Annotated in this window: 17 protein-coding genes; 10 read left to right on the top strand and 7 right to left on the bottom strand. The window is 68.5% G+C overall.

Annotated elements, in window-relative coordinates; translation table 11 throughout:
• Window positions 1-912, top strand: a 912-nt coding sequence (locus tag ACEQX1_RS13150) for an NADP-dependent isocitrate dehydrogenase (RefSeq protein ID WP_370196905.1), incomplete at its 5' end; no start/stop codon positions are given.
• Window positions 913-1141: 229 nt separating this feature from the next.
• Here ACEQX1_RS13150 and alaS read toward each other — a convergent pair.
• Together alaS and recA are read right to left on the bottom strand one after the other, a co-directional pair.
• Window positions 1142-3814 carry an alanine--tRNA ligase gene (alaS, locus tag ACEQX1_RS13145; protein WP_370196904.1) on the bottom strand — a complete coding sequence of 891 codons (2673 nt, stop codon included), beginning with the start codon at window positions 3812-3814 and terminating at the stop codon, window positions 1142-1144.
• A 177-nt stretch (window positions 3815-3991) separates the two neighbouring features.
• Window positions 3992-5065, bottom strand: a complete 1074-nt coding sequence (recA, locus tag ACEQX1_RS13140; RefSeq protein WP_009209020.1) for a recombinase RecA — start codon at window positions 5063-5065, stop codon at window positions 3992-3994.
• A 179-nt stretch (window positions 5066-5244) separates the two neighbouring features.
• Here recA and ACEQX1_RS13135 point away from each other — a divergent pair, with 179 nt between their 5' ends.
• Window positions 5245-6192 carry a PfkB family carbohydrate kinase gene (locus ACEQX1_RS13135; protein WP_370196903.1) on the top strand — a complete coding sequence of 316 codons (948 nt, stop codon included), beginning with the start codon at window positions 5245-5247 and terminating at the stop codon, window positions 6190-6192.
• On the top strand, window positions 6189-7103 hold the full coding sequence (locus ACEQX1_RS13130; RefSeq protein ID WP_370195421.1) for a pseudouridine-5'-phosphate glycosidase: 915 nt from the start codon (window positions 6189-6191) through the stop codon (window positions 7101-7103). Before ACEQX1_RS13135 ends, ACEQX1_RS13130 begins: the two co-directional genes overlap by 4 nt.
• Before the next feature lie 21 nt (window positions 7104-7124).
• Here the strand turns inward: ACEQX1_RS13130 and cckA are convergent, their stop codons facing one another.
• Window positions 7125-9662 carry a cell cycle histidine kinase CckA gene (gene cckA / locus ACEQX1_RS13125; protein ID WP_370195422.1) on the bottom strand — a complete coding sequence of 846 codons (2538 nt, stop codon included), beginning with the start codon at window positions 9660-9662 and terminating at the stop codon, window positions 7125-7127.
• 251 nt (window positions 9663-9913) lie between these two features.
• Between cckA and ACEQX1_RS13120 the strand changes: the two genes are divergently transcribed.
• A complete protein-coding gene (locus ACEQX1_RS13120) occupies window positions 9914-11758 on the top strand; it encodes a hypothetical protein (RefSeq protein WP_370195423.1) in 1845 nt (614 codons plus the stop codon).
• 176 nt (window positions 11759-11934) lie between these two features.
• On the opposite strand, the gene dksA is transcribed toward ACEQX1_RS13120, so the two are convergent.
• The gene (gene dksA / locus ACEQX1_RS13115) at window positions 11935-12351 is read right to left on the bottom strand and encodes an RNA polymerase-binding protein DksA (RefSeq protein ID WP_024348614.1); all 417 of its coding nucleotides are present in this window, start codon (window positions 12349-12351) and stop codon (window positions 11935-11937) included.
• Window positions 12352-12648: 297 nt separating this feature from the next.
• Between dksA and ACEQX1_RS13110 the strand changes: the two genes are divergently transcribed.
• The 4 genes from ACEQX1_RS13110 to ACEQX1_RS13095 all read left to right on the top strand — a co-directional run bounded on the left by ACEQX1_RS13110 (window position 12649) and on the right by ACEQX1_RS13095 (window position 16458).
• A complete protein-coding gene (locus ACEQX1_RS13110; RefSeq protein WP_370195424.1) occupies window positions 12649-13173 on the top strand; it encodes a histidine phosphatase family protein in 525 nt (174 codons plus the stop codon).
• 101 nt (window positions 13174-13274) lie between these two features.
• Window positions 13275-14720 (top strand): YcjX family protein, encoded by a 1446-nt coding sequence (locus tag ACEQX1_RS13105; RefSeq protein ID WP_370195425.1) that lies wholly within the window; start codon window positions 13275-13277, stop codon window positions 14718-14720.
• On the top strand, window positions 14717-15838 hold the full coding sequence (locus ACEQX1_RS13100; RefSeq protein WP_370195426.1) for a YcjF family protein: 1122 nt from the start codon (window positions 14717-14719) through the stop codon (window positions 15836-15838). The genes ACEQX1_RS13105 and ACEQX1_RS13100 overlap by 4 nt, the downstream gene beginning before the upstream one ends.
• A gap of 86 nt (window positions 15839-15924) precedes the next feature.
• Complete coding sequence (locus ACEQX1_RS13095; protein ID WP_024348618.1) at window positions 15925-16458, top strand: hypothetical protein; 534 nt, start codon at window positions 15925-15927, stop codon at window positions 16456-16458.
• 22 nt (window positions 16459-16480) lie between these two features.
• Here the strand turns inward: ACEQX1_RS13095 and ACEQX1_RS13090 are convergent, their stop codons facing one another.
• The 3 genes from ACEQX1_RS13090 to folP all read right to left on the bottom strand — a co-directional run bounded on the left by ACEQX1_RS13090 (window position 16481) and on the right by folP (window position 18239).
• Window positions 16481-16732: a hypothetical protein gene (locus ACEQX1_RS13090; protein ID WP_370195427.1), complete on the bottom strand. Its 252-nt coding sequence runs from the start codon at window positions 16730-16732 to the stop codon at window positions 16481-16483.
• 131 nt (window positions 16733-16863) lie between these two features.
• Window positions 16864-17382: a 2-amino-4-hydroxy-6-hydroxymethyldihydropteridine diphosphokinase gene (gene folK, locus ACEQX1_RS13085; protein WP_370195428.1), complete on the bottom strand. Its 519-nt coding sequence runs from the start codon at window positions 17380-17382 to the stop codon at window positions 16864-16866.
• Window positions 17379-18239, bottom strand: a complete 861-nt coding sequence (gene folP / locus ACEQX1_RS13080; RefSeq protein WP_228238727.1) for a dihydropteroate synthase — start codon at window positions 18237-18239, stop codon at window positions 17379-17381. Before folP ends, folK begins: the two co-directional genes overlap by 4 nt.
• A gap of 213 nt (window positions 18240-18452) precedes the next feature.
• Here folP and ACEQX1_RS13075 point away from each other — a divergent pair, with 213 nt between their 5' ends.
• Together ACEQX1_RS13075 and ACEQX1_RS13070 are read left to right on the top strand one after the other, a co-directional pair.
• On the top strand, window positions 18453-19196 hold the full coding sequence (locus ACEQX1_RS13075; protein ID WP_024348623.1) for a phosphatase PAP2 family protein: 744 nt from the start codon (window positions 18453-18455) through the stop codon (window positions 19194-19196).
• A gap of 267 nt (window positions 19197-19463) precedes the next feature.
• Window positions 19464-20381, top strand: coding sequence for a branched-chain amino acid ABC transporter permease (locus ACEQX1_RS13070; RefSeq protein ID WP_009209006.1), 918 nt, complete (start codon window positions 19464-19466; stop codon window positions 20379-20381).
• Window positions 20382-20384: the final 3 nt, after the last annotated feature.

Genomic DNA, 20384 nt, shown 5'->3' with positions numbered 1-20384 from the left:
AACATCCTCGGCGGCGTCATCTTCCGCGAGCCGATCATCGCCAAGAACGTGCCGCGCCTGGTGCCCGGCTGGACCCAGCCGGTGATCGTCGGCCGCCATGCCTATGGCGACCAGTACCGCGCCACCGACTTCAAGTTCCCCGGCAAGGGCAAGCTGTCGATCAAGTTCGTCGGCGAAGACGGCGAGACCATCGAGCACGAGGTGTTCGACGCCCCGGCCGCCGGCATCGCCATGGCCATGTACAATCTCGACGAGTCGATCCGCGACTTCGCCCGCGCCTCGCTGAACTATGGCCTGCAGCGCGGCTACCCGGTCTATCTGTCGACCAAGAACACCATCCTCAAGGTCTATGACGGCCGCTTCAAGGACATCTTCCAGGAGGTGTACGAGGCCGAGTTCGAGGACAAGTTCAAGGCCGCCAAGATCACCTACGAGCACCGCCTGATCGACGACATGGTGGCCTCCAACCTGAAATGGTCGGGCGGCTATGTCTGGGCCTGCAAGAACTACGACGGCGACGTGCAGTCCGACACCGTGGCCCAGGGCTTCGGCTCGCTCGGCCTGATGACCTCGGTGCTGATGACGCCGGACGGCAAGACCGTGGAAGCGGAAGCCGCCCACGGCACCGTCACCCGCCACTACCGCCAGCATGAGCGCGGCGAGCAGACCTCGACCAACTCGATCGCCTCGATCTTCGCCTGGACCCGCGGCCTCGCCCACCGCGCCAAGCTCGACGACAACGCCGCCCTCGCCGAGTTCGCCTCGACGCTGGAGAAGGTCTGCGTGTCGACCGTGGAGAGCGGCCACATGACCAAGGACCTGGCGCTGCTGATCGGTCCGGACCAGCCGTGGCTGTCGACCACCGGCTTCCTCGACAAGGTCGACGAGAACCTGCAGAAGGCCATGGCCTGATCGCCAGCCCGACAGCTGAATGACGAAACGCCCGGCCTCACCGCCGGGCGTTCTCGTATGGGGAGACGGGAGGCGACGCCGCTCGCAGGGTCAGTCGGGGCGCGCTGGCACGAACGCGGAGCCGCTCACGGTCCCCAGACAGACGCAGACCGGCACGGGCAAACTGGCACGAACGCAAAAGGGGCGCCCGCGGCGCCCCTTGATCCTCGATAGCCATGTGCGGTCGGCCTCAGCCCGCCGCGGCCTCGATCGCCGCTTCGACGGCAGCGATGGCCGCGTCGGCCTTGTCGGCATCGGGACCGCCGGCCTGCGCCATGTCGGGCCGGCCACCGCCGCCCTTGCCGCCGATCGCGACGCTCGCCTCGCGCACCAGCGCCACCGCGTCGAAACGGTCGGTCAGGTCCGCCGTCACGCCGACGACGACGCTGGCCTTGCCGGCATCGACGCTGACAAAGGCGACGACGCCCGAGCCCAGCTGCGTCTTGGCCTCGTCCACCAGGCCCTTCAGATCCTTGCCGGCAACGCCGTTGAGCACACGGCCCACGAAACCGACCCCGGCCACGACCTTCGACGCCGAACCACCCTCGCCGCTCGCCCCGTCGCCGGCCAGCGCCAGCCGCTTGCGGGCTTCCGCCAGTTCGCGCTCGAGCCGGCGCCGCTCTTCGACCACCGCTTCCAGGCGCGCCGGCGCATCGGCCGGCGAGACCTTGAGGATCGACGCCATCTGCCGGACGCGGGCATCCTGCGCGAGGAGATGATCCCGCGCCGCCTGGCCGGTCAGCGCCTCGACCCGGCGCACGCCGGCCCCGACCGCGCTCTCGCCCAGGATATGGACGAGGCCGATGTCGCCGGTGGCATTCACATGGGTGCCGCCGCACAGTTCGATGGAGAAGGTCTTGCCGGCCTTCTCGCCTTCCTCGCCCGTGCCCATGGACACGACCCGCACCTCGTCGCCGTATTTCTCGCCGAACAGCGCCATGGCGCCCGATGCAATGGCGTCATCCACCGCCATCAGCCGAGTCTCCACCGGGGCGTTCTGCAGGACGATGCCGTTGGCCAGCCGCTCGACCTCGGCGAGCTCGGCGGCCTCGATGGGCTTGGGATGCGAGAAGTCGAAGCGCAGCCGCTCCGGCGCGACCATCGAGCCCTTCTGCGCGACGTGACTGCCGAGGATCTCGCGCAGGCCCTCATGCAGCAGATGCGTCGCCGAATGGTTGGCGCGGATCTTGGTGCGCCGGCCATGATCGACGATCAGGTCCAGCGGCATGCCCGGCTTCACCGTGCCCGACTTCACCTTGCCGCGATGGACGAACAGCCCGTCGGCGAATTTCTGCGTGTCGGCGATGACGATCTCGACGCCGTCGCCGCGCATGATGCCGGTGTCGCCGAGCTGGCCGCCCGATTCGCCGTAGAACGGCGTCTGGTTCAGGATGATGGCCACCTCGTCCCCGGCACCCGCTGCCGGCACCTCGGCGCCGTTGCGCACCACTGCCATGACCGAGCCCTCGGCCCGCTCGGTGTCGTAGCCGAGGAACTCCGTCGCGCCGACGCGCTCGCGGATCGGGAACCAGATCGTCTCGGACGCGGCTTCACCGGAGCCGGTCCAGCTCTTGCGCGCCTCGGCCTTCTGCCGCTCCATGGCGGTATTGAAGGCGTCGAGATCGACCTCGATGCCGCGCTGGCGCAGCGCGTCCTGGGTCAGATCCAGCGGGAAGCCGTAGGTGTCGTAGAGCTTGAAGGCGGTCTCGCCGGACAGCTTGGCGCCGGCATCCATGCCTTCGGTCGCGTCGGTCAGCAGCGACAGGCCGCGGTCGAGCGTCTGCAGGAAGCGCCGCTCCTCCAGCTTCAGCGTCTCGGAGATCAGCGCCTCGGCCCGCACCAGCTCGGGATAGGCGCGGCCCATCTCGGCGACCAGCGTCGGCAGCATCTTGTAGAGCACCGGCTCGCGTGCCCCGAGCATCTTGGCGTGGCGCATGGCCCGCCGCATGATCCGGCGCAGGACATAGCCGCGGCCCTCGTTCGAGGGCAGGACGCCGTCGGCGATCAGGAAGGCGGTCGAGCGCAGGTGGTCTGCGATGACCCGGTGGCTGGCGACGCTGTCACCCTCGGCGCGCGAGCCGATGGTCGCCTCGACGCTGGCGATCAGCGCCTTGAACAGGTCGATGTCGTAATTGTCGTGGACGCCCTGCAGGATCGCCGCGATGCGCTCCAGCCCCATGCCGGTGTCGATCGACGGGCGCGGCAGCTCGACGCGATTGTCGGCGCTCAGCTGCTCGAACTGCATGAAGACGAGATTCCAGATCTCGATGAAGCGGTCGCCATCCTCGTCCGGGCTGCCCGGAGGCCCGCCGGGAATGCCCTCGCCATGGTCGAAGAAGATCTCCGAGCACGGGCCGCACGGGCCGGTCTCGCCCATCGCCCAGAAATTGTCGGAGGTCGAGATGCGGATGATGCGGTCGTCGGACAGGCCGGCGATCTTGCGCCACAAAGACGCCGCTTCCTCGTCCTCGGAATAGACCGTGACCAGGAGGCGGTCGGCCGGCAGCGCGAATTCCTTGGTGATCAGATTCCAGGCGAGTTCGATCGCCCGGTCCTTGAAATAGTCGCCGAAGGAGAAATTCCCCAGCATCTCGAAGAAGGTGTGGTGCCGGGCGGTGTAGCCGACATTGTCGAGATCGTTGTGCTTGCCGCCGGCGCGCACGCATTTCTGCGAGGTCGCGGCGCGCTGGTAGGGCCGCGTCTCGACGCCGGTGAAGACGTTCTTGAACTGCACCATGCCCGCATTGGTGAACATCAATGTCGGGTCGTTGCGCGGAACGAGCGGCGACGAGGCCACCCGCTCGTGATCGTTCTTCGCGAAATAGTCGAGGAACGCGGACCGGATTTCGTTGACGCCACTCATGAATGCGACCTTCGGAATACCTGCGGGGAAGAGCCCGTCGCCGCGGCGCGCACGCCGTCAGCCTCGGGCAAAGGCGCGTTGTACAGAGGCCCGCTCGCCCTGTCCATCAGACCCCCCAACGCGAAACGGCCCACCCGGAAGGGCAGGCCGTCGCGCATGTCGTGCTGCCGTCGCCGATCAGGCGTCGGAATCGTCGCCCGGGCCGGTATCGTCCAGAAGCTGCTCGGCGAGAAGACCGGCATTCTGGCGGATCAGCGTCTCGATTTCGTCGGCGACGGCCGGATTGTCGCGCAGGAACGACTTGGCGTTCTCGCGTCCCTGCCCCAGCCGCTGGCTGTTGTAGGAGAACCACGCGCCCGACTTCTCGACGATGCCGGACTTCACGCCCAGATCGACCAGTTCGCCGGTCTTGGAGACGCCCTCGCCATACATGATGTCGAACTCGACCTGCTTGAACGGCGGCGCCAGCTTGTTCTTGACCACCTTGACCTTGGTCTGGTTGCCGGTGACCTCGTCGCGGTCCTTGATCGCGCCGATGCGGCGGATGTCGAGGCGAACCGAAGCGTAGAACTTCAGCGCGTTGCCGCCCGTCGTCGTCTCGGGCGAGCCGAACATGACGCCGATCTTCATGCGGATCTGGTTGATGAAGATGACCATGCACTTGGAGCGCGAGATCGAACCAGTGAGCTTGCGCAGCGCCTGGCTCATCAGCCGGGCCTGCATGCCGGGCAGCGAATCGCCCATCTCGCCCTCGATCTCGGCGCGCGGCGTCAGCGCGGCGACCGAATCGACCACCAGCACGTCGATCGCGCCCGAGCGCACCAGCGTGTCGGTGATCTCCAGCGCCTGCTCGCCGGTGTCCGGCTGCGAGATCAGGAGGTTCTCCAGATCGACGCCCAGCTTGCGGGCATAGACCGGATCGAGCGCGTGCTCGGCATCCACGAAGGCGCAGACGCCGCCCTTCTTCTGGGCTTCGGCAATGGTGTGCAGTGCCAGCGTCGTCTTGCCCGAGCTTTCCGGGCCGTAGACCTCGACGACACGGCCCTTCGGCAGGCCGCCAATGCCGAGCGCGATGTCGAGGCCCAGCGAGCCGGTGGAAACGGTCTCGATCTCGACGATCTTTTCGTTCTCGCCGAGCCGCATGATAGAGCCCTTGCCGAAGGCTCTCTCGATCTGCGACAGCGCGGCGTCGAGCGCCTTGTTCTTGTCCAACGAATTATCCTCGACAAGCCTGAGTGAATTCTGTGCCATGAGAGACGAGACCTTATTCCACGCGTTGGACGGGGGTGCAATGACGAGCCGCACCATCACCATGTACTCTTTTTGTTCCCGTTCCGCAAGTCTCCGATCCCGGTTTGTTCCGTTTCCGCGCGCTGCCGCGAATCGCTTCCCGGCGATGAATTTCTGAAGTTTTGATGAAGAGCCCGCCCATGACCGCCCCCCTGATCTATGTCGCCGGCGCGGCCCATATCGACCGGCGCGCGATCTCGGACGCGCCCTTCATCCCGCAGGCCTCCAATCCCGGGCGGCTGGTGGATTGCCCCGGCGGCGCAGCCTTCAACGCGGTTCAGGCCATGGTCCAGGCCGGGGCGACGATAAGCCTGCACAGCGCCCGCGGCGGCGACCCGGACGGGCGCCGCGTCACCGACGCGATCCGCGCCCTCGGCGTCACCGACCTGTCGGTCACCTGGCTCGACCGCATGACGCCCACCTACACCGCCGTTCTCGACGACAAGGGTGAACTCGTCGCCGGCATCGCCGACATGGCGCTCTACGACCTCCTGGTGCCGCGGCTGTTCACCAAGAGCGCCGTGCGCGCGGCGATCGGCAAGGCCGACGGCGTCCTCGTCGACGCCAACCTGCCGTCCGGCGCGATCGCGACGATCACCCGGGAGGCGGCGGGCAAGCCGGTCGGCGCCATCGGCGTCTCGCCGGCCAAGATCGGCCGCCTGCAGGAATCGCTCGCCAATATCTCGGCGCTGTTCCTCTCCTATGCCGAGGCCGCCAGCCTCGTCGAGGCGACCACCGGCACCAGCCCGCAGCTGATCGCCGAACTTCTGGGCGAGCTCGGCGTCCACCGCGCCGTGGTGACCGATGGTCCGCGCGAGGTGATGATCATCGACGGCGAGACCGTCCTCCTGCAGCAGCCGCCCACCGTCGTTCCGAAGGACATCACCGGCGCCGGCGACAATCTGGCCGGCACCGCCTTTGCGGCTTTGTGCGCCGGCACGCCCTGGCTCGACGCCGTGCGCGCCGGCATCGTCGCCGCCTCGTTGCGGATTTCGTCGGATCCGTTATCCCCGGACGCATTGTCGCGGAGGATCGCCGAGGGCGTCGCCGCACTGCATGATCCCCGCGCACCGGAGCCTGCGTCTTGACCACTGCCCTGCCCTATACGGCCTCTGCCGATGTCGCCGCCGCGCTTGCTTCGAACGCGCCGATCGTCGCGCTGGAATCGACCATCATCACCCACGGCATGCCCTATCCGCGCAATCTCGCCATGGCCGAGCGGGTCGAGGCGATCGTCCGCGAGGAAGGGGCCGTGCCGGCGACCATCGCCGTCCTCGACGGCCGCCTGCGGATCGGCCTCGAGCCCGCCGAACTCACGGCCCTTGCGACCGCAAAAGACGTTCTGAAGGTGTCGCGCGCCGACCTCGCCTATGCGCTGGCCACCGGCCGCACCGGCGCGACCACGGTCGCCGCCACGATGATCGCCAGTGCGCTCGCCGGCATCGGCGTCTTCGCCACGGGCGGCATCGGCGGCGTCCATCGCGGCGCAGAGACGAGCTTCGACATTTCCGCCGATCTCGAAGAACTGGCCCGCACGCCGGTGATCGTCGTCTGCGCCGGCGCCAAGGCGATTCTCGATCTGCAGAAGACGCTGGAAGTGCTGGAAACCAAAGGCGTTCCGGTGGTCGGCTACGGCACCGACGATCTGCCGGCCTTCTGGTCGCGCAGCTCCGGGCTGCCGGTGCCGCTGCGCCTCGACAGCGCCGCCGAAATCGCCGGCTTCCAGGCCGCCCGCGACAGTCTTGGCATCGATGGCGGCATGCTGGTGACCAATCCGCTCGACGCAGCCTTGGCGATCGATCGCGGCGAGGTCGATGGCTGGATCGCCCAGGCGCTCGCCGATGCCGAGGCGGAGGGGATTACCGGTAAGGCCGTGACGCCCTTCCTCCTCGCCCGCATCTTCACGCTCAGCGGCGGTCGCTCGCTGGAGGCCAATATCGCGCTGGTCGAGGCGAATGCCCGGCTTGCGGCCCGCATCGCAGTCGCCCGGCAGGGTTGAGCCGCCGGGGCGGCTGGAAGCCTATTCGTCGAGCATGTTCTTGACCGCCACGGCCAGCTCGCGCAGCGAGAACGGCTTGGCGAGGAATCCGAACTTCTCGCCCTCGGGCAGGTTCTTGGCGAAGGCATCCTCGGCATAGCCGGAGACGAAGATGAACTTCAGCTCCGGCCGCGTCTTGCGCATTTCGCGCAGCAGCGTCGGGCCGTCCATCTCGGGCATCACAACGTCGGAGACGACGAGCTCGATCTGGCCGTCGAGTTCTTCCATCACCTCCAGCGCCTCGATGCCGGACGCTGCCTCGTGGACGTCGTAGCCGCGCATTTTCAGCGCACGCACATTGCCGGCCCGCACATGGTCCTCGTCCTCGACGAGCAGGATCGAGGCGGTGCCCGACAGGTCGACCTTGGCGTTGACCGGCGCGGCGACGGCATCGCTCTTGGCCGCCGTCACCTGCGCCGGGATATGGCGCGGCAGGAAGATGCGGAAGGTCGTGCCCTCGCCGGGCTTGGTGTCGACGAAGATGAAGCCGCCCGACTGCTTGACGATGCCGTAGACCATGGAGAGGCCGAGGCCGGTGCCCTTGCCGATGTCCTTGGTGGTGAAGAAGGGCTCGAAGATGCGCTCGGCGACCTCGACCGGCATACCCGTGCCGGTATCGGATATCTCGGCGAGCACATAATCGCCCTCGGTCATTTCCGCGTAGCCGAAGGCCGCGGCCTCCGCCGCCTCGACGTTGCGGGTCGAGATGGTGATGGTGCCGCCGTCCGGCATCGCGTCGCGGGCGTTCTGCACCAGGTTGGTGATCACCTGCTCGAACTGGCCGATATCGGCCATGACCGGCCACAGGTCGCGCGCATGATGGCGCTCCAGCTTGGCATGGTCGCCGCTGACCCGCTTGAGCAGGAGATGCATGTCGGCGACCACGTCGGTCAGGTTCAGCATCTTCGGCCGCATGGTCTGGCGGCGCGAATAGGCCAGCAGCTGGCGCACCAGCGAGGCGGCGCGGTTGGCGCTCTGCTTGATCAGCAACAGGTCCTGGAACGAGGGATCGCCGGTGCGGTGGTTGAGCAGCAGGAAGTCGACCGAGGCGGTGATGATCGTCAGGACGTTGTTGAAATCGTGGGCGATGCCGCCGGCCAGATTGCCGATGGCCTGCATCTTCTGGCTCTTCGCGAACTGCTCCTCGAGGGCCCGCTGCTCGGTGATGTCGACGCCGTAGAGAATGACGACCTCTTCGGTGTCCGACCCCGAATTCGGGATCGGGCTGACATAGAAGCGCACCGCGCGGGTCCGCTCGCCCTCGATCTCGGCGTCGATCGGCGGCACGCCCGCCTGCCCTTCCATGGCCGAGCCGAGCGCCTGATGGAAGCCGTCGCGACCGGCCGCCAGAATGCTGGATTCGATCGCCGCGGTGCCGTTCGCCGCCTCGTTGCCGAAGATCTGCCGGAACACCGCATTCGAGCGCACCGCGCGGCCCTGCCGGTCGAGGACGGCGATCGCCATGGGCGAGGAATTGAAGAAGCGGGTGAAGCGGGCCTCGGCGACCTCGACGGGGCTGGCGGCATGGTTGTCGCCGCTGCGGTTGAGAACCAGCGTGCGCACCGTGCCCGGCGCGGCCACGTCGTCGGCGACCGGCTTGCGCAGGAGCCGTACCGGCAGGCTGCGACCCGACTTGGTGATCAGGTCGAGGTCGATGGCGGTGGTGTCCTGCGCATCGGCGCTGTCCTGCGGCAGGGTCAGGAGCGGATGCGAGGCCTCGGGCACGAATTCCAGGATCGAGCGGCTGAACGGCCGGAACTCGACCAGATCGACGCCGAGCCAGTCGGCCAAGGTGGCGTTGAGATAGCCGATCTTCAGATTGCCGTCGGTGGCGAAGAAGCCGGCCGGCGCGCGGTCGAGATAGTCGATGGCGTGCTGTAGATCCTGGAACGAACTCTCCTGGTGCTTGCGCTCGGAGGTGATGTCGAGGATCTGCCAGGCGTGCAGCGTGCCGTTCGAGGTGTTCAGCGGGCGCACCGAGGCGCGGTACCAGTGCGGCGTCGGGTCGGTGCTGTCATACAGGCTGCGCGGCAGGCGGAACTCGCGCTGCCCGGTGCGGTTTTCCCGCGCCAGATTGGCGAGGTGGTAGATCGCCTCGGACGCTTCGGTCTCGCGCGCCAGGAGCCGCTCCAGCGTCTTCACGCCGGCGGCACTGGTGGCGCCGGTGATCTCGCCATAGGCCTTGTTGGCGTAGATGATCCGGCCCTTGCGATCGAGGATCAGCATGCCGGTGCGGGCGGTATCGAGAAAATCCTTGGCGATGGAGGCTTCGGCGATCCGGCCGGTGAACTGCACGAAGCCCAGCGCGGTCGCAAAGATCGCCGCAAGACCGGCCATGGCGAGGCCGCCGAAGATGATCAGCAGCGCGATGCCGCCATAGGCGTTGCCCAGAAGCGCCAGCAGCGCCGCCAGCACCATCAGCGAGCCGCCCAGCATCAGAAGGCGCCTGACGCCCGAGGCTGCCGTGGCCCTGTCGATCAGCGGCCGGTCTGCAGACCCCGTCGTCGCCCCTCCATCCATCGTGATTCGCTCCTTGTCCGCGCCGCCATGACTATGAATCAAAAGCAGATTCGACGCGAGAGTGCCCCAGGGTGCTTTTATTCGGCCTGTGGCCGCGGAAAATCCCGGCGACGCCTTCGCGCGCGCCGTCCAACGCTTTATGAACGTCCAAGCTGGCGTTGCCCTTGCCCATGGGGTTCATCCCGCGGAAGGTTGCCCCAAATGTGAAATCGGGCGTGCTCCTCCGCCCAGAGTAGAAGGAAGCCCGCCCCATGCCGCAGTGGATCGTCGATCTCGTCGGGGAAGGCCTCGCGCCGATCGTCTGGGTGGCCATCGTCGCCGTCATCGTCTGTGGTCTGGCGATGGCGATGATCGTTCTCGCCAAGAAGGCCTTCGGCGGACGGATCGGCACCCAGTTCAAGGGCCGCGCGCCGCGTCTGGCGGTGATGGACGTCACCCGCATCGACGAAAAGCGCAAGCTGGTGTTGGTGCGCCGCGACGAGATCGAGCACCTGATCCTCATCGGCGGCCAGAACGACGTCCTGCTGGAGGGCAACATCCTGCGGGTGCCGGCCGCCGCGCGTCCGCATGGCGACTGGAACACCTCGCGCTCCGACGAGATCGAGGAGGAGCGCTTCGCCAGGAACCATCGCCACGAGCCGGAGCTCCCCTCCGTCGCCGAACGGGCCCGGGCGCCCGAGCCGCGGATCGACGCGCCGGCCCCGCGCGAGACGAAGCCGACGTCGCCCGAACGCGCCGAAGCCCGGTCCGCCGACGCGCCCTCCGCCGAGGCGAACGACCGTCGCTCGCCCCCGCCGGTGGCAACGCCGTCGCCGCTGGCCGCTGCCGGCCTGGCCACAGCCGCAACAGGTGCCGCCGCAAATGGTGCCGCCGCGTCCGTTGCGGTCGACAGCCCGTCGCCGGATAGCAGGCGTCCCGCGGCCGCCGCCATGCCGGAACCGGTGGCGCCGCCCGCTCCGCCCAGGGCACCCGTTGCGGCGCGCCCGGTGACCCAGCCGCGCTCCATGGCGACGCCGACGGCCACGCGTGCGCCCGACATCGGCCCTGCGACCGCGCAACAGGACACGGCCGCCGGCCCGGCCCCCGGCAGCCGCGTCGAGCCGCGCTTTGCTGCGGCCAGAAGCCAGCCGGAGCCATCGACGCCCGATTCCGAGACCGCCCGCACGCAATTGCGCGCCCAGATGAACCGCTCGCAGTCGCCGGAATTCTCGCGGGTTCAGGACGCGACCGCGCCGGCGATCGCCGTCGAGCCCGCCGATTCCCCGGTGGCAGCGCGCCAGCCCCTGTCGGTCCGCAGCTTCGCCAGCGCCATCCAGCAGCGCAAGGCGCCGCCTGAAATGCCGCCGCCGGCAACGCCTGCCACCCCCGCGCCGACGCCTCGGCCGGCTTCGGCGGCCCCGGCTTCGGCAACTGGCCGCGGCGCTGCGACCGCCGCCACCGCGTCCGCTGCCTCCCCGGCCCCATCGGTCGCATCGCCGGCCCCCGAGCCGGAAGCGCCGAAACCGGAGGTAACGCCGGCCGCAAAACCGGAAGCGCCGGCTGCCTCCGCATCTGAGCCCGCCAAAGCCCCCGCCATCGAGGCCGAACGCGCCGACCCGAGCCTTGAGGATTTCCTGTCGGCCGAACTCGATACCGATTTCGGTGATGATGACGGCGACGAGGATGTCGCTCCGCCGCGTGACAATGCCCCGGCTCCCGCGGTCGATGTACCCGTGACGGACCGGCCGGAGCGCACGCCCGAATCCCGCGACGTGCCGAAGGTCGACGCCACCTCGCGTTCCCCCGGCGCGTCGACCTGGCCGCAGGCGCCGACCCCGGTCGTCGCCAAGGCCGAGGATGCGAAGCCGTCACCGGCCCCCGCCCCGTCGATCGACGCCCCCAGCCGCGAGCCGGCGGCCTCCCCGCGCCCGATGCCGGAACCGGCGCGGGTGGAACCCGAGACGCGCGCCGACCGCGAGACCGAGGACGATTCGGCCCCGGATGCACCCGCCACGGGCGATCAGGCCCCCGAGCGGCGGCTGACTTTGGAAGAAGAGATGGAGCGCCTGCTGGGCGACTTCAGCTTCGACGCCAAGGGCGAGCGCAAACCCAATTGATGCCGGAATGCCCGCCTGGCGCCGATCACGCGCAGGCGGGCATTCCGCCACCCTGAGGGGTGGACGGTCGGCACGCTGAAATTGTCGGGATTGGAACGCCGAACCGGAACGGTGCGGCCTGAAACGGGAAAGCTGAACGTACGAAGGGCGGCCCCCGTCAGGGGAAGACCGGTCGGTTATTCGTCGCGATAGACCTTCTCGCGGCGCTCGTGCCGCTCCTGCGCTTCCAGCGACATGGTGGCGATCGGGCGGGCATCGAGCCGTTTCAGGCTGATCGGCTCGCCGGTCTCCTCGCAATAGCCGTAGGTGCCGTCCTCGATGCGCTCCAGCGCCGAGTCGATCTTGGCGATCAGTTTGCGCTGGCGATCACGGGCCCGCAGCTCGATGGCGCGGTCGGTCTCGGAGGAGGCGCGGTCGGCGGCATCGGCCTGATTGCTGTTGTCGCTGGCCAGCCCCAGGAGGGTCTCGCGCGATTCCCGCAGGATCTCCGCTTTCCACGCCAACAGCTTCTTACGGAAGTAGTCCTTCTGACGGTCGTTCATGAACTGCCCGTCTTCGGACAAGGTCGCATCGATATTGAGTAACTGGCTCATCACGCACCTCCGTTTCCGCAATTCGGGCTTATAGCGACGCTTGTCTCCGGGAACAAGTTAACTCCGGCATCCTACATCCAGAATATGAAGACGTTTCTAAGAGACGGATTTCGCAAGGGTTTCCGAGCGCTCTATCCCTCGTCTGGATGACGTGGCGATGACGCGGCGGCGATGAATGCCGTCCTGCGTCGAACCGGTCGCCGGTTCCGCCCGGAACCGCGCCCCCGACCGACGTGCCGACAGGGGCGGCGAGGCCGCCGATTGCCCGGACCGCATTTATCGGCATAGTCCCTCGCCATGTCCTCCGCCCCGACGTCCCGCCTCTACATTCTCCGCCATGCCCATGCGGGCTGGGCCCGCCCCGGCGAAAGCGACCATGATCGCAGGCTGGACGCCCGCGGCCGCGCCGAATGCGAGCGGCTGGTCGTCTTCCTGCGCCGCGAAGCGTTCGCCTTCGACACCATCCTCTGCTCGACGGCGGCGCGCACCCGCGAGACGCTCGAGCTGATTCGACCGGCCCTGCCGTCCGGCCTTGCCGAAGCGAACCTGTCCTCGCTCTATGGCGGCGAGATCGCGGCCTATTACGAGGCGGTGCGCGGACAGGCCGAGGCGGCCGCGCTTCTCGTCATCGGGCACAATCCGATGATCGAGGAATTCACCCTGTCGCTCGCCGGCAGCGGCAATCGCGCCGCACTCGCCACGGCGAGCCAGGGCTTCCCCACCGGGGGACTGGCAATCGTCGAATTCGAGGGGCCCCTGTCCCGGATCGCACCGGGCGCCGGCCGGTTGTGCCGCCTGTTCGATCCCGACGAGGCCGGCTGAGCGGCAGGCCGCGGGCCGGCGCGCCTTTCGAGGCGACCCCGGCGGACCTATATCGGGCCTGACGACCGACCCGGAGCCCAGAGAGGACCCCCGCCCCGCCCATGACCTCCCTTGCCGACGAAGCCCGGCTCGTCTTCGATACCTTCACCGACCGCACCGCCGGCCTGTTCCACCCCACACTGCGGCTGGGTGTCACCGGCCTGTCGCGCGCCGGCAAGACGGTCTTCATCACCGCGCTCGTCCACAATCTGCTGCATGGCGGGCGGCTGCCGCTGTTCGAGGCGCAGGCGGGCGGCCGCATCCTGCGCTCCTTCCTCGAGGAGCAGCCGGACGATGCCGTGCCGCGCTTCCAGTACGAGGAGCACATCCGCACCATCCTCGAGGACCGGCTCTGGCCGAACTCGACGCGGGCGATTTCCGAGCTGCGCCTGACCATCGAGTATGAATCGGGCTCCGGCTGGGGCCGGATGTTCTCCGGCGGCCGGCTGTCCATCGACATTGTCGACTATCCCGGCGAATGGCTGCTCGATCTGCCGCTCCTGGAAAAGGACTTCGCGACTTTCTCGGCCGAATCGCTGGAGCGCGCGCGGCTGCCCTCGCGCCGCCATCTCGCCCGGGAATATCTCGACCTCGTCGACAGCGTCGATCTGGAGGCCCCGGCCGACGAGACGACGGCGGTGGCGCTCAGCCGTGCGTTCGCCGGCTATCTGCAATCCTGCCGCGCCGACAGCGCCGCCCTCTCGACGCTGCCGCCGGGGCGCTTCCTGATGCCCGGCGACCTTGAAGGCTCGCCGGCCCTCACCTTCGCGCCGCTGCCGGTCGAGCCCGGCCGGACCTATCCCAAGGGCTCGCTCGCAGCCCATCTCGCGCGCCGCTACGAGGCCTACAAGACCGTCGTCGTCAAACCCTTCTTCCGCGATCATTTCGCCCGGCTCGACCGGCAGATCCTGCTGGTCGACGTGATGCAGGCGATCAATGCCGGCCCCGAGGCCGTCCGCGATCTCGAAACCGCCCTCGCCGACATTCTCGGCTGCTTCCGCCCCGGCCGCTCGACCTGGCTCGGCTCCTTCCTGACAAGGCGGATCGACCGCATCCTGGTCGCCGCCACCAAGGCCGACCATCTCCACCGCGACAGCCATCGGCGGCTGGAGGGCATCGTGCGCCGGCTGCTCGACGACGCCATCGCCCGGGCGAAGTTCTCCGGCGCCCGCACCGACGTCCTCGCCCTTGCCGCCGTGCGCGCCACCCGCGAGGCCAGCGTCGAGGATGGCGGCGAGACCCTGCCGGTCATCGTCGGCACGCCGGCCAAGGGCGAGACCATCGGCGAGGAAACCTTCGACGGCCGCACCGAAACGGCGATCTTCCCCGGCGACCTGCCCGCCGACCCGGCCCGGCTGTTCGTCGACGGGGCCGAACCCGACCCGATCCGCTTCGTGCGGTTCAAGCCGCCGCGGCTGGAGCGCGATGCTGCCGGGCTGACCCTGTCGCTGCCGCATATCCGCCTCGACCGCGCCCTGCAGTTCCTCATGGGAGACCGGTTGTCATGACGAGCGACGAGACGCAGGACGGCCCCCGTCCCCGCCGCCGGCCCGGCGCCTTTCGCCTCGACGAGGCCGGGATGCAGCCCGAGCGGGCGCCGGAGGCAGAAGCCGCGACACCCAGCCGCACGCCGCGGGCCATCGAGAACATCGCGAAGATCCGGCTCGACCCCGAGGACGCCATCGAGCGCGAGGCGATCGCGGTCATCGACGACGAGCCGGCGGCCCGGCGCAAGCGGCGCTTCTCTTTCGGCAAGCTGTTCCTCGCCGCGCTCGGCCTGCTGATCTCGCTCGGTATCGGCCTTGCCGTCGATGCCCTCGTCCGCGATCTCTTCGCCCGCTGGGAATGGCTGGGTTGGGGCGCCGTGGCGCTCGCCGGACTCCTCGTCGTCGGCGCACTGGGCGTCGCCCTGCGGGAAGTGATCGGCCTGATGCGGCTGGCCGCCGTCGATCGCGAGCGCCAGGCCGGCCGCGCCGCCTATGAAGGCAACTCGACCGAGGACGCCCGCAACGTGGTGCGTGGACTGTCCACCCTCCTCTCCGGCCGGCCTGAAACCGCCAAGGGGCGCGCGAAGATGGCCGAGCTGAAAGACGAGGTGATCGACGGCGCCGATCTGGTGGCGCTGGCCGAGCGCGAGCTGCTGGGGCCGCTCGACATGAAGGCGCGCGCCCTTGTCCTCGCCTCTTCCAAGCGCGTCTCCGTGGTCACCGCCGTCAGCCCCAAGGCGCTGGTCGACGTCGCCTATGTCCTGTTCGAGACGGTCAAGCTGATCCGCCGCATGTCGGAGCTCTATGGCGCCCGGCCCGGCACGCTCGGCCTGATCCGCCTGACCCGCGACGTGGTCGGCCATCTCGCCGTCACCGGCACGATCGGCATCGGCGACGGGCTCGCCCAGCAATTGCTCGGCCATGGCGTCGCCGCCAAGCTGTCCGCCCGGCTCGGCGAGGGTGTCGTCAACGGCCTGCTCACCGCCCGCGTCGGCCTTGCCGCCATGGACCTCTGCCGGCCCTTGCCGTTCCTCCGGCTGCGCCGGCCGTCGATCTCCGATGTCCTCGGCGACCTGACCGTCATCGGTGCGGCCCGAACGCCACAGGCGGGATCGACCGAGCCGCGCACGTCCGGTTGAGCGAACCGTCGCAAGGCTGTGTTAACCCTTACGGATCATAAAGGGGGCTAGGAAACAGCCACTTGCGCCGTCAGGAAGGTCCGCTCATGTCCCGCATGCTGAACGCCGGTCTCGCTCTCGCCATCGCGGCCGGTTCGGCCATCGCGACGCCTGCTCTCGCCGATCCCGACAAGGCGTTCTTCCGCCAGGTCGTCGGCCAGTGGTCCGGCCCGGGCGAAATCGTCGCCGGCAAGTACAAGGGCACCAAGTTCGTCTGCGACTTCGCCGGCTCCGAGCATCCCAAGGCCACCGGCGTCGCCCTCGACGGCTCCTGCCGCGTCGGCCTGTTCTCGCAGCCCATGCATGCCGAAGTCCTGCGTTCGGGCACCAGCTATCGCGGCGCCTTCCAGGACGGCGCCAAGGGCAAGGGCCTAGACATCGTCTCCGGCAATGTCGATCGCGACCGCATCATCGTCGGCCTCGACCGCAAGCAGCTGAAGGGCGCCATGGTCGCCCGCCTCGCCGACGCCGAGACGCTGGCGATCACCGTCTCGGTCACCGTCGCATCCGAGCTCGTGCCGGTCATCGGCATGAATCTGAAGCGCACCGGCGCCACCCGCCAGAGCGCGCTGACCGACTAGAGCTCAACAAAGGACGCCGACGTCAGCTGCGCCCGCGCAGCCATGCCAGGGCGCCGGGCGCCATTCCCTTGAATTTCGGCGCGTCCTCCAGCGGCGCGACGAGGAGCCAGGCGTCGTCGACGAGCTGCCATTTCAGCCGGTGGTAGAGCTTCGAGCGCGTCAGCGCGCTGTCGATCAGATAGACGCCGTCGCCCAGCCTGAAGCCGTCTCCGTGAAGATCGATGTCGGTGCCCTGCCACCGCTCGTCGCAGAGAAAGAGATAGAGCTGGGTCATGCCGGTCCGTCTCGCCTTCCCCTGACATCCACTCGGACCGGCCCGGTCCGTCCCGTCGCTCGACCGCCCGGTCCCGGAACACCCCGCGGTGCCAGCGCCCACCTCTGCTACGCGGCCAGACGCCGCCGCTCTCAGGCGTCGGCGTGTTCCTCCCGCCACCATTCGCCGTCGGCGCTGGCGGGCTTGATCCCCTCGGGAACGATCGCCGCGATCCAGTCGGCCACCGTCCGGCCGCCGAAGGCGAGCTTAGGCGCGATGTCGGCGAGCGGCACCAGCACGAAGGCGCGCTCGGTTACCCTGGGATGCGGCAATGTCAACGCGTCGTCCTCATAGGGTGTGGCCGCATAATCCAGCACGTCGAGGTCGAGCGTGCGCGGCCCCCAGCGCTCACGCCGTTCGCGGCCGAAGAGCCGCTCCGTCGCCAGGCACAGTTCCAGGAGATCGCGCGGCGCCAGATCGGTCTCGACCGCCGCGCAGGCATTGACGAAGTCCGGCTGGTCGGTCTTGCCCCAGGGCGGCGTGCGGTACAGCCGCGACACCGCGACCACCGCCGTGTCGTCGCGCCCATCGAGCCGACGCAGCGCCGCCGCCATCTTCGCCGCCGGATCGCCGATATTGCCGCCGAGCCCCAGATATGCACGTGCGCTCACCAGCGTTCGCCCCGCATGGCGCGGAACATGGCGTCGGTCACCCGCAGCGCGTCGCGATTGGCCGCCACGTTGTGGACGCGGAAGATGTCGGCCCCGCGTTCGCGCATCAGCGCGCTGGTCGCCGCCGTGGCGATGTCCGGCTCGGGATCCTCGCGCCCGACCGCGCCGCGCACGAAGCGCTTGCGCGACGTGCCGACGAGCAGCGGATGGCCCAGCGCCTGCAATTCGTCGAGCCGGGTCAGGAGGATCAGGTTCTGCGGTCCATCCTTGGCAAAGCCGAAGCCCGGATCGACCACGATCGCCTCGGCCGGCACCCCGGCCCCGCGCGCAATGTCCAGCGACCGGTTCAGGAACAGATACTGGTCGGCGATCATGTCCTCGAGCGTCTCGCGCTCGCGGCCATTGTGCATCAGGCAGAGCCCGGCGCCGGTCTCGGCTGCGACCGTGGCGATGCCCGGGTCCTTCTGCGCGCCCCAGATGTCGTTGACGATATGCGCCCCCGCCTCGACCGCCATGCGGGCCGTCTCGGAGCGATAGGTGTCGACCGAGATCACGCAGTCGGAGCACGCCGCCAGCGCCTCGATCACCGGCATGATCCGCCGCTGCTCCTCGGCGGCGTCCACCGGGGTCGCGCCGGGCCGGGTCGATTCGCCGCCAATGTCGACGATCGTCGCGCCCGCCTCGACCATCCGCAGCGATTCCGCCACCGCAGCGTCGACGCTGGCATAGCGGCCACCGTCGGAGAAGCTGTCGGGCGTCGCGTTCAGGATGCCCATGATGCAGGCCGGACCGTTGAGGTCGATTGTGCGGCCATGGCCCACGCGCCAGGTTCCGCCGCGCGGTTCGGTCAGCTTCATCGCGTGTCACCTTGCCAGCATTGCATCAGGGTCTGGTAGCGCGCGGCCCGGCCGGGTGCAATCGCGTCGCCGGGCAAGCGCGCCGGGTCGGCGTGCAGGCGCGCGAAAACGCCGCGACCGGGCCCTTTCTGCCGGCCTCCCACTGGCCCCGGAGGCCTTGCGCGCTAGCCTGTGACGTTCAGCCCGCCCTGCCACTGCCCGCGAAAGCCGCCGATGCAATACCACGCCATCCACCAATGGGTCCGCCAGCGGATCGAGATCACGACGCTCGTGGCCGCGCTGACTGCGGCAGCTGCGATCTGGGGGTTCGTCTCGCTCGCCGGCGAGGTGGTGGAAGGCGACACCAAGGGGCTCGACACCGACATCCTGCTCTGGTTCCGCAGCGCCACCGACCCGCAGGACCCGCTCGGCCCCGGCTGGATGGAAGAGTTCGGCCGCGACATGACCGCCCTGGGCGGCACCGGTGTCCTCGTCATGCTGACGCTGTTTGCCGGCGGCTTCCTGTGGATGCAGGGCAAGCGCCGCTCGATGATCATGATCTTCGCCGCGGTCGGCGGCGGCTTTGCCATGAGCCAGCTTCTCAAGTTCGGCTTCGACCGGCCGCGTCCGGACCTCGTGCCGCATGGCTCCATCGTCTACACGGCCAGCTTCCCGAGCGGTCACTCCATGATGTCGGCCGTCACCTATCTGACGCTGGCGATCCTCGTCGCCCGCGTCCAGGAGCGCCACCGGGTCCGCATCTACCTCATCACCATCGCCTGTTTCCTGACGGTGCTGGTCGGCGTCAGCCGCGTCTATCTCGGCGTGCACTGGCCGACCGACGTTCTCGCCGGCTGGACCGCGGGCGCCGCCTGGGCGGTCGGCTGGTGGATGCTGGCCCGCTGGCTGGAGGAACGCGGCGCGGTCGAGCCGGAAGCCCAGACGATCGACGACCCCGTCGATTCTGCCACGACCTGACGCCGACTGCGACGGCTCACGAGCGCTTCCATGGCCGCCCCGACCGGGCGGCCATAAGCGATCTCTATGCGCCTTTCGTCGTGCTTGCATGCGCCTAAGCCCTGATTCGCCAAGGCGTTAACACCATCGCGCCGCGAAATTGACGCAATCGGCTTGCGGAGCCGCCATTGCTATGGAAATGATCATGCCTTCGGACGCGGCGTTCCTGACACTTTCGCCCGCGCCAAACAGACCGGCATCCCAGAAGCACCGGAAAACGGGCGGGCAATGGAATATTTTCTTCAGCAATTGATCAACGGTATTACGCTCGGCTCGATCTACGGGCTGATCGCCATCGGATACACGATGGTCTACGGCATCATCGGCATGATCAATTTCGCCCATGGCGAGATTTTCATGATCGGATCGTTCGTCTCGCTTACGGTCTTCTTGGCGCTCGCCGCCCTCGGCATCACGTTCCTGCCGCTTGTGCTGCTGATCATGGTGCTGGTCGCCATGCTCTGCACCTCGCTCTGGGGCTGGACGGTCGAGCGGGTCGCCTACCGGCCGCTGCGTGGCTCCTTCCGGCTCGCCCCGCTGATCACCGCCATCGGCATGTCAATCTTCCTGCAGAACTTCGTGCAGGTCACCCAGGGTGCCCGCGTCAAGCCGCTCCCGCCGCAGATCCAGGGCGGTATCACGCTGATGGATTCACCCTCCGGCATCGTCGTGCAGCTCAGCTACATGCAGATGATCATCATCGGCATGACCATCGTCCTGATGGCCGGCTTCTCGCTGCTGATCTCGCGCACCTCGCTCGGTCGCCAGCAGCGCGCCTGCGAGCAGGATCGCAAGATGGCGTCCCTGCTCGGCGTCAATGTCGACCGCACGATCTCGCTGACCTTCGTGCTCGGCGCCTCGCTCGCGGCGGTCGCCGGCATGATGTACCTGCTCTATTACGGCGTCATCGACTTCTATATCGGCTTCATCGCCGGAGTGAAGGCGTTCACCGCGGCGGTTCTGGGCGGCATCGGCTCGCTGCCGGGCGCCATGCTGGGCGGCCTTGCCATCGGCCTGATCGAGACCTTCTGGTCCGGCTATTTCTCGGTCGAGTATAAGGACGTCGCCGCCTTCTCCATCCTGGCGATCGTTCTGATCTTCATGCCCTCCGGCCTGCTCGGCCGGCCTGAAGTCGAGAAGGTCTGATCG

This window comes from Aurantimonas sp., assembly GCF_964217435.1.
Taxonomy (GTDB): domain Bacteria; phylum Pseudomonadota; class Alphaproteobacteria; order Rhizobiales; family Rhizobiaceae; genus Aurantimonas; species Aurantimonas coralicida.
The sequence above is the reverse complement of the archived record's forward strand: the minus strand, read 5'-3'. Positions and strand labels throughout refer to the sequence as shown.